Origin of the sequence: Streptomyces sp. NPDC006739 (assembly GCF_042869815.1) — a bacterium.
Classification (GTDB): domain Bacteria; phylum Actinomycetota; class Actinomycetes; order Streptomycetales; family Streptomycetaceae; genus Streptomyces.
The window spans coordinates 150,335-163,640 of the sequence record NZ_JBIAGM010000019.1; the positions used below are offsets into that span (position 1 = coordinate 150,335).

Here is a 13,306-nt window from a genome sequence, read left to right on the forward strand (position 1 = left end):
CCGAGGAGTGACGCCGTGAACGCGGGTGCCCTGACCCGGCAGGGGCCGTTCGTGCCCCGGTCCGAAGCCACCGGCGCGGTGACCCGGGCGGCCGCCCGGGCGGGCCTGACCGCCTGGGGCGTGATCTACCTGCTCATCGGCGTGCTGGCGCTGCGGGTCGCCTTCGGTGACCGGCAGCGCCAGGCCGACCGCAGCGGCGCCCTGGCCGAGATCGCCGACCAGCCCTTCGGCGCGGTGCTGCTGTGGGCGCTCGGCATCGGTCTGGTCGGCATGGCGGTGTGGCGGCTGTCCGAGGCGCTGTTCGGCGCGGTGGGCAAGGACGGCCGCAAGCCGCGCAAGCGCCTCCAGGCCCTCGCGCGCTGCGTGTTCTACGCGGTCGTCTCCTGGTCCGTGCTGTCCTTCGCCGCCGGCACGGGCGGCGGCGGCCGCTCCAGCGACACCCAGTCCCGGGACATCACCGCGCAGGTCATGCGGCTGCCCGCCGGACAGTGGGCCGTGGGCGCGGCGGGCGCCGGGATCGTCGTCGCGGGTGTGTGGATCGGCGCCCGGGCGGTACGGCGCAAGTTCCACGCCGAGTTGAAGCTCGGCGAGATGTCCGCCCGGACGCGTCGGCTCGTCGACGTGGCGGGTGTCGGCGGCGGGCTCGCCCGGGCACTGGTCTTCGCCGCCGCCGGGGCGTTCGCGATCCGCGCGGCCGTCGACTTCAGCCCCGACCGCGCCAAGGGCCTCGACGACACCCTGCGCGCCTTCGCCGCGACCCCGGTGGGCCCGTCACTGCTGGCGATCGTCGCGGTGGGACTGGTGCTCTTCGGCCTGTTCGCCTTCGCGCTGGCCCGCTGGCGGAGGGTCTGACCTACATCCCCAGCGGGCGGGCCAGGCCCGCGACCGCCTCGTCCAGGCGTTGCAGATGGCGCAGGACCCGGTCGGTCACCCGGCCGTAGCGGGGGGTGCGCAGGGTGCCGGGCTGCAGCATCGAGGCGATGCTCGGGCCCGTCTCGATGCCGGAGGGGGCCCGGCCGTCCGCCAGGTGCGCGGCGATCGCCGCGATGTTGTGGACGATGCGGCGGCCCGCTCCGCGCAGCCGGGGGTCCGCCGCGATCGCCGGGTGCGTGGGCAGGAGTTCCGCCGTGGCGGCGAGGGAGCGGGCGTGGTACGCGCAGGTCTCCAGGAGCGCCACCACATAGCGGGCGGTGTCCCGGCGGGCCCGCAGCGGGGTGATCGGATGGGTCAGCGGCTGGGTGGCGGCCCGCAGATCGGCCAGCGCCTGGTCCAGGTCGCGTGCCTGTTCCACCAGGTCGGTGGGCGGCCCGCCGCTCAACTGGTCCATCGCGCCCTGGGTGACCTCGGCGAGCCGGTCGAGCACGGCGACGAGCAGGTCGTTGGTACGGCGGTCGGTGTGCACCGGCAGCACCACCGCCGCGGCGATCACCCCGCAGGCCGCGCCCAGCGCCGTCTCCTCCACCCGCAGCACCAGCACCGCGAGGCTGTAGGTGTTCAGCAGCGTGTACAGCAGTCCCAGCATCGCCGTGACGAAGAAGGACATCAGCGTGTAGGACAGCGGCGCCGTGTAGAACATGGCGAAGATGAACAGCAGCACCAGGCCGAACGCCGTCCAGGTGTGGTGTCCGACCAGCCCGGCGAGCCCGATGCCGGCCACCACCCCGAGGACCGTGCCGATCAGCCGGCGGTAGCCCTTGACCAGGATCTCCCCGGTGGACGAGGTGTTGAGGAACACGATCCAGCAGGTCAGCACCGCCCAGTACCAGCGCTGCGTGGACAGCAGCTCACCGCCCACCATGGCCAGCGACGACCCGACGGCCACCTGGACGGCGGCCCGGGTGGTGGGCCGCCGCAGCCCCGTCGCCTCGGCTTCCTGCGGCTCGGTCTCCTCGACGGTCCCGATGGCGGCGTCCTCCGCGTCCAGCTCCTCACGGGAGCGGGCCGTCGCCGGGGTGTCGTCGGACTCGTCCGGGGGACCGTCGAGGGCGGTCCGCAGCCCCAGCGCGGCCCGCGCGGCCTCGCCCAGCCCCCGGAACACGTCCTGTACGGCCGGGGAGGCGGCCGGCAGGTTCTCCTCCTCGCGGTAGCCGAGCAGCCGGTTGCGCAGCTGCGCGAGACCGGTCCCGGACGCCTCGCCGACCGGCCGCAGCACCAGCTGTCGCAGCGCCTCCAGATCCCGTCGCAGTACGGCGCCGGCCTCGTCCGGCACCGGCAGCGCGCCGCCGGAGGGCAGGACCGCGCCCGGCAGGTGCAGGGTGAGGGTGTCCGTCCGCTCGGCGCTGCGCGCGGTCAGCAGCAGCAGACCCAGCCGCTCGGCGGCGATCTCCGCGTCGGCGGTCCGGCGCTGCAGCAGCCGCGCCACCGCCGGGTCGGAGGTGCCGTCCTCCAGCCGGCCCTGGATCATCAGCGCCGCCTCGTGCAGCCGGGCGGTCCCGGTGCGCAGCTCCGCCAGGACCTTCTCCACCTCCTGCGGCCCGGCGTCCAGCAGCTCGATCTGCGTGCCGACCAGCTGGGCGAGCCGGGCGCGAAAAGCCCGCCGCAACCGGTCGAGGGTGCCCGCGGGCGTCTGCGGCAGCAGGACGAAACGCGCGGCGGCGCTGCAGGCGAACGCCACCGCGATCACGCCGTACAGACCGGGCAGCGCGCCCACCGTCGCGTGCACGAACAGCGACAGGAAGTACACCTGGAAGCCGACCAGGCCCAGCGCCGTGCCCCGGTCGCCGAACCGCCGGCCGTAGACCGCGCCGAAGATCAGCGCCACGAAGAACAGGTCGCCCGCCACCACCCGCTGGTTCAGCAGCGCGCCCAGCGACACCGAGGCCAGCGCCACGGGCAGGCCCAGCGCGAGCGTCACGGCCTGCCGGGAGCGCTGCTTCTCGCGGATGGCGAAGGTCGCCACCATCGCCGCCATGGCCCCGGCCACCAGATGGGTCACCGGGGCCCGGGCCACCGCCAGCAGCGCCAGGGCGAGAGCGATCGCGGTCACCGTACGCAGGCCCGCGGTGAGCCGGAGCAGCCCGGGATCGGACGCCGCGAGGCGGTCCCACAGTTGTGCCCGTACCGACCGCCCCGCTGTCCTCACGCGCCGTGCTCTCTCCCGTGTCAGCTCATGATCTCCACCTCAGCATGGCACGACGCCCGTGACGGCGTTACGGCAGCTCGGTCACGCCTCCCTCCACCCGCGCCCGTACCTGCTCAGGCGTCAGATAGGCGTCCGTGAACTCGAAGTCCTTCAGCCGGGCCGGTTTGCGCGCCTGGAATCCGGTGCGCACGAAATCGTCGCCCGCGACCGCGTTGAGCAGCCAGTTGGTCATCACCCGGGTCTTGGCGACGTTGGTGCGCAGCGCCGACCAGTGGTAGCCGCGGGCCACCGCCTGGGCGGGCACCCCGCGCAGCTCGATGCCCAGCGGCTTGGACACCGCGTCCTTGCCGCCGAGATCGACGACGAGGCCCAGGTCCTTGTGCACGTAGGGGTGCAGCGGCTGGTTCCGCAGCGTCGCGATGACGTTGTCGGCGACCTTCCTGCCCTGCCGCATGGCGTGCTGCGCGGTGGGCGGGCAGACCGCGTCCGGCTGTTGCTTGGCCTTGTCCGGGACCGCGGCCGCGTCGCCGAGCGCGAAGACGCCGTCGTTGCCCGGCAGGGTCATCTCGTCGGTCACCGCGAGCCGCCCGCGCACCGTCTCCGCGCCGAGCGTGGCGATCAGCGGGCTGGCGACCACGCCCGCCGTCCAGATCAGGGTGCGGGTGGGCACCACCCGGCCGTCGGTGAAGGTGACCTCCTCCGGGCCCGCCTTGTCGATCGACACCCCGAGCGAGACCTCGATGCCGCGCCTGCCCAGGATCTCCTGGGCGCTGCGGCCGAGCTTGTCGCCCAGCTCGGGCATCAGCTTCGGCGCGATGTCGATCAGATGCCACTTGATCAGGCCCGGGTCAAGGCGCGGGTAGCGCTGTACGGCCGCGTGCGTCAGCCGTTGCAGACAGGCCGCCGTCTCGGTGCCGGCGTACCCGCCGCCCACCACCACGAACTGCAGCCGCGAGGCCCGCTCCGCCGGGTCGTCGCTGGCGTCGGCCAGGTCGAGCTGGGTGATGACGTGGTCGCGGATGTAGGCGGCCTCGGCGAGGGTCTTCATGCCGAAGGCGTGCTCGGTCAGACCGGGGATGTCGAAGGTCCGGGTCACACTGCCCGGGGCCAGGACGATGTAGTCGTACGGCTCGTTGACGATCTTGTCGGTGAGGGTGCGGACGACGCAGACCTTGGCCTTGAGGTCCACGCCGATCGCTCCGCCCGGAATGATCCGGGTGCGGTACTTCTTGCTGCGGCGCAGGGAGATCGCGATCGACTGGGGCGTCAGCACACCCGAGGCGACCTGGGGAAGCAGGGGCAGATAGAGCTGGTAGGCGAACGGCGTCACCAGGGTGACGTCGGCCTCGGCGGGGGCGAGCTTCCGCTCCAGGCGGCGGACGCACTCCACTCCGGCGAAGCCTGCGCCAACCACCAGGATCCTGGGTCGTGTCACGGTGTTTCATCCCTCTCTGCGGCTCCAGGCGGTCCGACTGGACGCCGTTCGCCTGCCCCGGATCTCCGCTTCACACCACATCGATCCCACCGTGCACCGAGCCGTTCCGCCAGCTGGACGCGGCAGTCAGACGAACGCGTGGGCACCAGCATGCCCCTGATGGGACAGGAGTAACCGGCTCTCGCACAGATACACGCCGTACTGCTGTGCCGGTACGGGTCCGGGGCAGCAGGAGAGCCGTGAAACGGCCCCCCCGGGGCGTCCGGTGAGCCGTAAGGTGCCCGCCATGGCCCAGACACAGCCCGGATCGGCCTTCCAGAAGCGTCATATCGATCCCGGGAGGGTGGCCGCCCTGGCGGGCGCCCTCGACAGCCAGGACGCCAGCCCCGGCGTACGGCGGCTGCGCGCCTGGGCCGGGCGCGCGCTCGCCGTGCGGCCCGGCGAGACGGTGCTCGACGTGGGCTGCGGCACCGGCTCGCAGACCCGGGCGCTGGCCGACGCGGCCGGTCCGCAGGGCTCGGTGGTGGGCGTGGAACCCAACCCCGGGCTGCGCGCCATCGCCGAGGAGCGGGCCGCCGGCGGCCCGGCCCGCTTCACCGACGGCGACGCGTTCGCGCTGCCCGCCGCCGACGCCTCGGTGGACGTCGTCTGGTGCGAGCGGGTGCTCCAGCACCTGGCGGAGCCCGAGCGGGCGGTCGCCGAGATGGCCCGGGTCCTGCGTCCGGGCGGCCGGGTGGCGCTGATAGACACCGACTGGGCCACCACGATCCTGCACCCCTGTGACCCCGAGGTGGTGCGGGCCCTGACGGCGGGCGCCCTCGCCGGTACCGCGAACCCCTACTCGGGGCGCCGGCTGGTGGGCCAGCTGTGCGCGGCCGGGTTCGAGGTGGACGACCGGGGGTCGCAGGCCCTGATCCAGGACCACCGGTCGGTGGCCTGGCCGCTCATCCGGATGCTGGGCGAGTCGGCGGTGCGCGGCGGACTGCTCACCGAGGAGCGGCGGGACGCGGCGTACACCGCGCTGGCCGAGGCCGCCGAACGCGGCGCGCTGCACATGTCCGTGACCATGTTCGGCGTGGTCGCCCACCGCCCCGGCTGACCGGGGCGCCGCTCACCAGGGCAGGAACACGTGGATGTCCTTGCCGTCGTCGGTGACGACCACGCTGACCTGGTCGCACAGGGTGTGCACGAGGTGCCAGCCGATACCCCCGCCGCCCGTCTTCGGGTGGAACGGCCGGGGCCGGGGCTCGGTGGTACTGGTGTCGTGCATCGTCACATGGACGCCGTCGAAGGTACGGCGCATGCTCAGACCGAAGGGCCCGGGCGCGTACTGGATCGCGTTGGCGGCCAGTTCGGTGACGACCAGCAGGATGTCGTCCCAGGACTCGGGGGCGGCGGGTGGCGCGTCCCGGGAGAGGGCGCCGAGGAACTCCTCGGCGGCGAGCCGCGCGCCCGTCACATTGCGCAGCTCACCGGGGAAGGAGAACGTCCGCTCGTGGCTCTCCTCCGAAGGCGGTGTGTTGTCCCAGCGCGGCTCCGTCGCCATCTCGTCTTCCCCGGCCCCGCGAAAGAAGGGGCCGTATCGCCCCGGCCGACCGGGGCTGTCGTAGGTGCTCAGCTTTCCCACCGCTGCGAGTTCCCGTAGGCGAGCAGCGTACGCGCGTACCTCCTCATCGGAAGACGTCGTCCGGCTCGTCCCAGTCGGCCGGCTCCTGAGGGGCCGGTCGGCGTGCCGCGCGGGACCGCGCCTCGTACATGGCGTCGATCTCGGCGGCGTAGTGCCGTGCTATGGCGTCCCGGCGCGGTTTCATCGACGGCGTCAGCAGTCCGTTGTCCGGGGCGAACGGTTCCTGCAGGACACGGTAGACCCGGATCGACTCCGCGCGGGAGACCGCGCTGTTGGCCGAGGCGACGGCCCGCGCGATCTCCTCCCGCAGCGCGTTCTCCGCCCGCGCCTCCCGGCCCGCGGCGTCGCTCTGCGGCGCCAGCACCGCCCGCCAGTGTGCGAGGAACTCCGGGTCCAGGGTGATCAGGGCCCCCACACACGGCCGGTCGTCCCCGACGACCACCGCCTGATGGACCAGGGGATGCATGCGCAGCCGCTGCTCCAGCGGGGCCGGGGCCACGCTCTTGCCGCCGCTGGTGATGATGACGTCCTTCTTGCGGCCGGTGATCGTCAGATAGCCCTCCGAGTCCAGCCGTCCGAGGTCCCCGGTGGCCAGCCAGCCGCCGCGCAGCGCGGCCCGGGTGCCGGACTCGTCGTTGACATAGCCCTGGAGCACCGACGGCCCGTGCACCAGGATCTCCCCGTCGTCGGCCACCTGGATCTCGGTGCCCGGCAGCGCCCGGCCGACCGTGCCCGCCTTCTCCCGGCCCAGCGGCTGCATGGTGATCCCGCCGGCCGTCTCGGTCAGCCCGTAGCCGTCGTTCACCTGGATGCCGATGCCCTCGTAGAACAGGGTCAGCTCCCGGCTCAGCGAGGAGCCGCCCGAGGTTCCCCGCACCACCCGGCCGCCGAGCGTGTCCCGCAGTCTGCGGTACACGGTCCGCTCGTACAGGGCGTGTTGCAGCCGCAGGTCGAACCCCGGGCCGGGTCCGGTGCCCAGCCGCCGTCGCTCCTCGGCGGCGGCGAAGTCCCGCGCCGTCTGCGCCGCCCGCTCGAACAGGGCACCCCGGCCCGCCTGCTGGGCCGTGCGCAGGAACGTCTTGTAGAGCTTCTCGAACACCGACGGCACCCCGTACAGGTACGTCGGCCGGAACGTGCGCAGCGCCGACGACAGCGCGGCCCCGGTCATCTCCGGCTCATGGCCCAGCAGGACGCCTCCGCGCACGCACAGCACCTGGATCATGAGCCCGTAGACGTGCGAGAACGGCAGGAAGGCCAGCACGGACGGCTGTTCGCCCGGCGGCGCCGCGGTGTGTCCCCAGCCCGCCAGCAGGGTGTCGCCGGGGTAGGCCAGGCTCCGATGGCTGAGGGCGCAGCCCAGCGGGCGCCCGGAGGTGCCGGAGGTGTACACGATGGCCGCCGTCGCGTCCGGCAGCACGATCCGGCGCAGCGACTCCACGGTGGTCAGCGGGATGAACCTGCCCCGCTCCACCAGTTCGGCCGGCGCCCCCGTGTCCAGCTGCCAGACGTGCCGCAGCCGTGGCAGCCCCGCGCACACGGTGCCGACGGTCATGGCACCCTGCTCGTCCTCCACCACCACCGCCTCGCAGTCGGCGTCCCGCAGGATCCACTCGACCTGCTCCCGCGCCGACGCGGGATGGATCGGTACGACCTCCGCCCCCACCGCCCACAGCGCGTGGGCGAACACCGTCCACTCGTAGCGGGTGCGGGACATCACGGCCACCCGGTGACCCGGCGAGATCCCGGAGGCGATCAACCCCTTGGCGAGGCCGACCACTTCGTCCCGCAGCTCCAGCGCCGTCACCTCCTCCCACGCGCCGGCGGCGGCGTCCGGGCGGCGGGCAAGCACCGGCAGGACGGGGGTGAGGGCCGCCGTGTCGAAGACGCTGTCGGCGAGGCCGCCGGTCAGGGACAGGGCGGCCGCCGGAGCGAAAGCGACATCGCGCATACGCGGCTCCAGGGTGTACAGAGGGTGACTTTTCCGGCCGGTACGGTGGTCGGCGGTGCTCGAATGTAGCCCAGGCGGAGCCGCGGGGTCCGCCGAACGGGCAACTCAGCCCTGGGTGCGGCGCACGCACTCGGTGACGACGTCCCGCAGGCTGCCGCTGCGTTCCAGCAGCCGCCGCTGTGCCCGGGCACCGGTGCCGCCCCGCAGCAGCTCGGCCACGGCCTCCTCGGCGCGCTCCGCGTCACCGCTCTCGGTGAGCGCGTCCCCCGTGTGCTCCAGCAGGGAGCGCACGACGGCCGGGGCGGGCTCGGGGCGCATCGTCGCCGGGGAGAGCAGGTCGCCTTCCAGGCCCTTGCGGGTGGCCTGCCAGACGGCCAGCCGGAGCAGGCTCACGCTGTGGTCGGGCGGCGGCCGGCCGGCCCGCCACTCCCGCGCGGCCGTCTCCACCAGGGCGCGGGTCAGCGTGGCGATGAGCACCGCCGTGTCGGCGCTCAGGCACACGTCCGCCACCCGGATCTCCACCGTCGGATAGCGCGCGGACAGGCGCGCGTCGAAGTACGCCATCGCCTCGTCCAGGATGACGCCGGTGGCCACCATGTCCGTCACCCGGCGGTGGTATCGCCCGGGGGACCCGAACAGCTCGGTCGGCCCGGCCGACGGCCAGCGTCCCCACACCCGGGTGCGGTAGCTGTGGTAACCGGTGTCGCGGCCCTGCCAGAAGGGGGAGTTGGAGCTGATCGCGGTGAGCACCGGCAGCCAGGGGCGCAACCGGTCCAGGACCGCCACGCCCTCCTCCTCGGACTCCACACCTACATGCACATGACACCCGCACGCCAGCTGGTCCCGGGTCCCCACACCGTACCGGTCGGCCAGCCACTGGTAGCGCTCGTTCACCGTGAGACGGGGGCTGACCGGCAGCGGGGAGGTGGCGAGCGCCGCGACCGCACAGCCGATCCGGCCCGCGTGCCGGGCCGCCTCCTTGCGGCAGCGCACGATCTCGTCCCCGAGGTCCGCCATGTCGGACTGCGGATGCGTGGCGAACTCGAGCATCTGCCCGAACAACTCCTTCTCGAACACGTCCTGTCCGGGATCGTCCCGGGCGGCACGGGCGAGGACGGCAGCCGCCAGCGCCTTCGGGTCGCCGCTCTCGGGATCGACCAGAAGGAGTTCCTCCTCCACTCCGACGGTGCGCACGTGATGCCGCCCTTCTGTCCGTCCACGAGAAGCGGTCGCGGGTCCGTAGACACCCCGACTGCCCCTGGGACGGCCGCCGACACCTGCGAGGTCAGCCCTCGGGCGTCAGCCAGACCGTGGCGAGCGGGGGCAGCGTGATCCGCAGGACGCCGTCCTCGGGCTTGACCGGGCCCGGTTCACCGACGCCGCTGCCGCCGTACCGCTCGGCGTCGGTGTTGAGCACCTCGCGCCAGGCGGACACGGTGTCCGGGACCCCGAGGCCGTAGTCGTGACGGACGACGGGGGAGAAGTTCGACACCGCGAGCAGCGGGGAACCCCCGGCGTCGTAGCGCAGGAAGGCGAAGACGTTGTCGTCCGCCGCGTCGCACAGCACCCAGCGGAACCCGCCCGGGTCGGTGTCCCGCTGCCACAGCGCCGGCGTGGCCACATACCGGTTGTTCAGGTCCCGGACCAGGTCGCGTACGCCGCGGTGGTCGCCGGCCCACGGGTGGCCGGCGTCGAGCAGCCACCACTCGGGTCCCTCGGCCTCGGACCACTCGGCGCCCTGGGCGAACTCCTGCCCCATGAACAGCAGCTGCTTGCCCGGGTGTGCCCACATGAACCCCAGGTAGGCACGGTGGTTGGCGCGCCGCTGCCACCAGTCGCCGGGCATCTTCGACACCAGCGCCCGCTTGCCGTGGACGACCTCGTCGTGGGAGATCGGCAGGACGTAGTTCTCGCTGTAGGCGTACACCATCGAGAAGGTCATCTCGTGGTGGTGGTACTTGCGGTGCACCGGCTCCTTCTGGACGTACTCCAGCGAGTCGTGCATCCAGCCCATGTTCCACTTCAGCCCGAACCCGAGCCCGCCGCTGTCGGTGGGCCGCGTCACCCCGTCCCAGGCCGTCGACTCCTCGGCGATCGTGATCACGCCCGGGCAGCGCCGGTACACGGTGGCGTTCATCTCCTGGAGGAAGGCCACCGCGTCCAGGTCCTCCCGCCCGCCGAAGACGTTCGGCGCCCACTGCCCGGAGTCCCGGGAGTAGTCGAGGTAGAGCATGGAGGCGACGGCGTCCACGCGCAGGCCGTCGATGTGGAACTCCTCGCACCAGTAGACGGCGTTGGCGACCAGGAAGTTGCGCACCTCGGTGCGCCCGAAGTCGAACTCGTACGTCCCCCAGTCCGGGTGCTCGGCGCGCCGGTCGTCCCCGGGCTCGTACAGCGGGTCCCCGTCGAAGCGGGCCAGCGCCCAGTCGTCCTTGGGGAAGTGGGCCGGCACCCAGTCCATGATCACGCCGAGGCCGGCCCGGTGGCAGGCGTCCACGAAGAAGCGGAAGTCGTCCGCGGAGCCGAGCCGGGGCGTGGGCGCGTAGTAGGAGGTGACCTGGTAGCCCCAGGAGCCGCTGAAGGGATGCCCGGCGACCGGCATCAGTTCGACGTGGGTGAAGCCGAGGTCCTTGACGTACGCGGGCAGCTCCTCTGCGAGCTGCCGGTAGGTCGATCCGGGCCGCCAGGACGGCAGATGGACCTCGTACACCGAGAACGGCGCCTGGTGCACCGGTGTGTCCGCGCGGTGCTCCATCCACTCCTGGTCGCCCCACTCGTAGCACGAGGAGGTGACGATCGACGCGGTCGCGGGCGGCTCCTCCGTGCGCCGGGCCATCGGGTCGGCCTTCAGGAACCGGCCGCCGTGGCGGGAGGTGATCTCGAACTTGTACCGGGCGCCGTCGCCGACGCCCGGCAGGAACAGCTCCCACACCCCGGACGAGCCCAGCGAGCGCATCGGGTACTGGGTGCCGTCCCAGTAGGTGAAGTCCCCGGCCACCCGCACCCCCTGGGCGTTGGGCGCCCACACGGTGAAGCGGGTGCCGGTGACGCCCTGGTGGGTCATGGGATGCGCGCCGAGCGCCCGCCACAGCTGCTCGTGCCGGCCCTCCCGGATCAGGTGCAGGTCCAGCTCGCCGAGCGCGGGCAGGAAGCGGTACGGGTCGTGCACCTCCCGCTCACCGTCGTCGTACTCCACGACCAGTGTGTACGACGGCATGTCCGCACCCGGGAGTACGGCCGTGAACAGCCCGTCGCCCGCCGGGGCGAGCGGGGTGCGCGTGCCGTCGGCCAGGACGCTCACCGCGCGCGCGTGCGGGCGCAGCGCCCGCACGACGGTGCCGCCGCGCACCGGGTGGGCGCCCAGCAGGGCGTGCGGGTCGTGGTGCGTGCCGGCGAGCAGACGGCCCCGGTCGGCCGGGTCCAGGGAGCCGGCCACCGAGGGCGGGGGCCCGGCGGATTCGGGCGGTGAGGTGTCGCGCAGGGCCATGGGGTCAGCCTCTCCAGACGGCGAGCCGCTGGATCGCGGCCATCGGAACCGGCAGCCAGTCCGGACGGTGCCTGGCCTCGTACAGCACTTCGTAGACCGCCCGGTCGGTCTCGTGGGCGCGCAGCAGCGCGTGCTTCTTGCGCGGATCCCACCCGGCCCGGGCGGCGTAGCCCGCGCAGAACGCCTCCCGGCAGCGCCGGGCCCACTCCGGGCGCCAGGGGCGGCGCTGCCGGGCCGCGTAGTCGAAGGAGCGCAGCATCCCGGCCACGTCCCGCACCGGGGACTGGGCGCCGCGCCGCTCGGCGAGCGGACGGGACGGCTCGCCCTCGAAGTCGATGACGAACCAGTCCCGGCCGGCCCTGAGCACCTGCCCGAGGTGCAGGTCACCGTGGATGCGCTGGACGGGTGGCCCGGCGTCGCAGCTGGCCAGCGCGTCGAACGCGGTGCGCAGCCCGGGCACGTACGGCCGCAGGGCCGGTACGGCGTGCGCGGCGGCCTCCAGCCGCGCCGACATCGCCCGCGCGGTGGGGCCGGTCTCGTCGTGGCCGCCGGACGGGAAGGCGGTGGCCAGCGCGAGGTGCACCTCGGCCATGGCCCGGCCCAGTTCGTGCGCCTCCCTGGTGAAGTCGTCGCCCGTGCCGAGCGCGTCGAGGGCGAGCGTCCAGCCGTCGGTGGCGTCGGGCAGGAACGGCTGGAGGACGCCGAGCGTCGCCGGGCGCGGCTCGGTCGTGCGGAACCAGGCCACCGGCGCGGGCACCCGGCCGCAGCCCTGCGCGGCCAGCGCCTCCGGCACCTCCAGATCGGGGTTGGTGCCGGGCTGGATGCGCCTGAAGACCTTCAGGATGTACGCGTCGCCGTACACCAGCGAGGTGTTGGACTGCTCGGCGTCCAGCAGCCGCGGCGCGAGTCCGCCGGGCAGCCGCACCGCCGGGTCCGCCTCGAAGCGCAGCGGGCCGGCGGCGCCCGGCTGCCGCAGCCGCTCCAGCAGGAGGTGGGCGGCGCGCGGGTCGTGCAGGGCGTCGTAGACCGCGAGACCGGCCAGCGGTCCCTCCTCGGCCCGGCCGATGAACGCCCGCTCCAGGCGCGGCGCCAGGTGCTCGCGCACCCCGAGCAGCAGCTGGTAGCAGTCGCCGGCCGGGGGAGCGCCGCCGGGGGCCGGCACCGCCGAGTGACCGGCGTGCACCAGCAGGTGCAGACAGCCCGGGAACAGTTCCGTCACGGACAGCACCGACAGGTCGGTGACCGGCCGGTCCTTGCCCGCGAACCAGCGCTGCCCGGGCAGCCATTCCCGCAGCAGGCCGGCCAGCGAGGCCAGGGGCCGGTCGACGCCGCCCGTGGTTCTCGGCCGCAGGGTGGTGATGGTCTTCGGCATGGTGACGCGTCCTTTCCTCGGCACCGCACGCTCAGCGTCGTCGGCCGATGCGGGATGCGACTCGGGTGAGCCGGAACCAGTAGAAGCCGTGGCCCTGGAGGGTGAGGAGGTAGGGCAGTTCACCGATGGCGGGGAAGCGCACCCCGCCGATCAGCTCCACCGGGTGCCGTCCGTCGTAGGTCCGCAGGTCGAGTTCGGTGGGCTGGGCGAACCGGGAGAAGTTGTTGACGCACAGCACCAGGTCGTCCCCGCCGTCCTTCGCGGGGGCCTCCCGGAGGAAGGCGAGCACCGCCGGGTTGGAGGACTGCAGTTCGGTGTACGTGCCGATCCCGAAGGCGGGGTTCTGCTTGCGGAT

Annotated in this window: 10 protein-coding genes; 2 read left to right on the top strand and 8 right to left on the bottom strand. The window is 73.5% G+C overall.

Annotated features, from left to right (window positions below):
• Nucleotides 1–15 precede the first annotated feature (15 nt).
• Nucleotides 16–852, top strand: a complete 837-nt coding sequence (locus tag ACFYMM_RS31860; protein ID WP_388392799.1) for a DUF1206 domain-containing protein — start codon at nt 16–18, stop codon at nt 850–852.
• Between the two features lies 1 nt (nt 853).
• On the opposite strand, the gene ACFYMM_RS31865 is transcribed toward ACFYMM_RS31860, so the two are convergent.
• Both ACFYMM_RS31865 and ACFYMM_RS31870 read right to left on the bottom strand, forming a co-directional pair.
• Nucleotides 854–3,082, bottom strand: a complete 2,229-nt coding sequence (locus tag ACFYMM_RS31865; RefSeq protein ID WP_388392801.1) for an FUSC family protein — start codon at nt 3,080–3,082, stop codon at nt 854–856.
• Nucleotides 3,083–3,149: 67 nt separating this feature from the next.
• On the bottom strand, nt 3,150–4,517 hold the full coding sequence (locus ACFYMM_RS31870) for an NAD(P)/FAD-dependent oxidoreductase (RefSeq protein WP_388392804.1): 1,368 nt from the start codon (nt 4,515–4,517) through the stop codon (nt 3,150–3,152).
• A gap of 286 nt (nt 4,518–4,803) precedes the next feature.
• Here ACFYMM_RS31870 and ACFYMM_RS31875 point away from each other — a divergent pair, with 286 nt between their 5' ends.
• A complete protein-coding gene (locus ACFYMM_RS31875; RefSeq protein WP_388392807.1) occupies nt 4,804–5,616 on the top strand; it encodes a methyltransferase domain-containing protein in 813 nt (270 codons plus the stop codon).
• A gap of 12 nt (nt 5,617–5,628) precedes the next feature.
• On the opposite strand, the gene ACFYMM_RS31880 is transcribed toward ACFYMM_RS31875, so the two are convergent.
• The 6 genes from ACFYMM_RS31880 to ACFYMM_RS31905 all read right to left on the bottom strand — a co-directional run.
• Complete coding sequence (locus ACFYMM_RS31880; protein WP_388392810.1) at nt 5,629–6,063, bottom strand: ATP-binding protein; 435 nt, start codon at nt 6,061–6,063, stop codon at nt 5,629–5,631.
• A gap of 124 nt (nt 6,064–6,187) precedes the next feature.
• Nucleotides 6,188–8,092 (bottom strand): AMP-dependent synthetase/ligase, encoded by a 1,905-nt coding sequence (locus tag ACFYMM_RS31885; protein WP_388392813.1) that lies wholly within the window; start codon nt 8,090–8,092, stop codon nt 6,188–6,190.
• 105 nt (nt 8,093–8,197) lie between these two features.
• Entirely contained in the window at nt 8,198–9,286 is a 1,089-nt protein-coding gene (locus ACFYMM_RS31890; protein ID WP_388392816.1) for a glutamate--cysteine ligase, read from the bottom strand.
• Nucleotides 9,287–9,377: 91 nt separating this feature from the next.
• Entirely contained in the window at nt 9,378–11,579 is a 2,202-nt protein-coding gene (gene glgB / locus ACFYMM_RS31895; RefSeq protein WP_388392819.1) for a 1,4-alpha-glucan branching enzyme, read from the bottom strand.
• A gap of 4 nt (nt 11,580–11,583) precedes the next feature.
• Nucleotides 11,584–12,951 (bottom strand): maltokinase, encoded by a 1,368-nt coding sequence (locus ACFYMM_RS31900; protein WP_388392822.1) that lies wholly within the window; start codon nt 12,949–12,951, stop codon nt 11,584–11,586.
• A 31-nt stretch (nt 12,952–12,982) separates the two neighbouring features.
• A partial coding sequence (locus tag ACFYMM_RS31905; protein ID WP_388392825.1) for an alpha-glucosidase C-terminal domain-containing protein occupies nt 12,983–13,306 on the bottom strand: 324 nt, incomplete at its 5' end.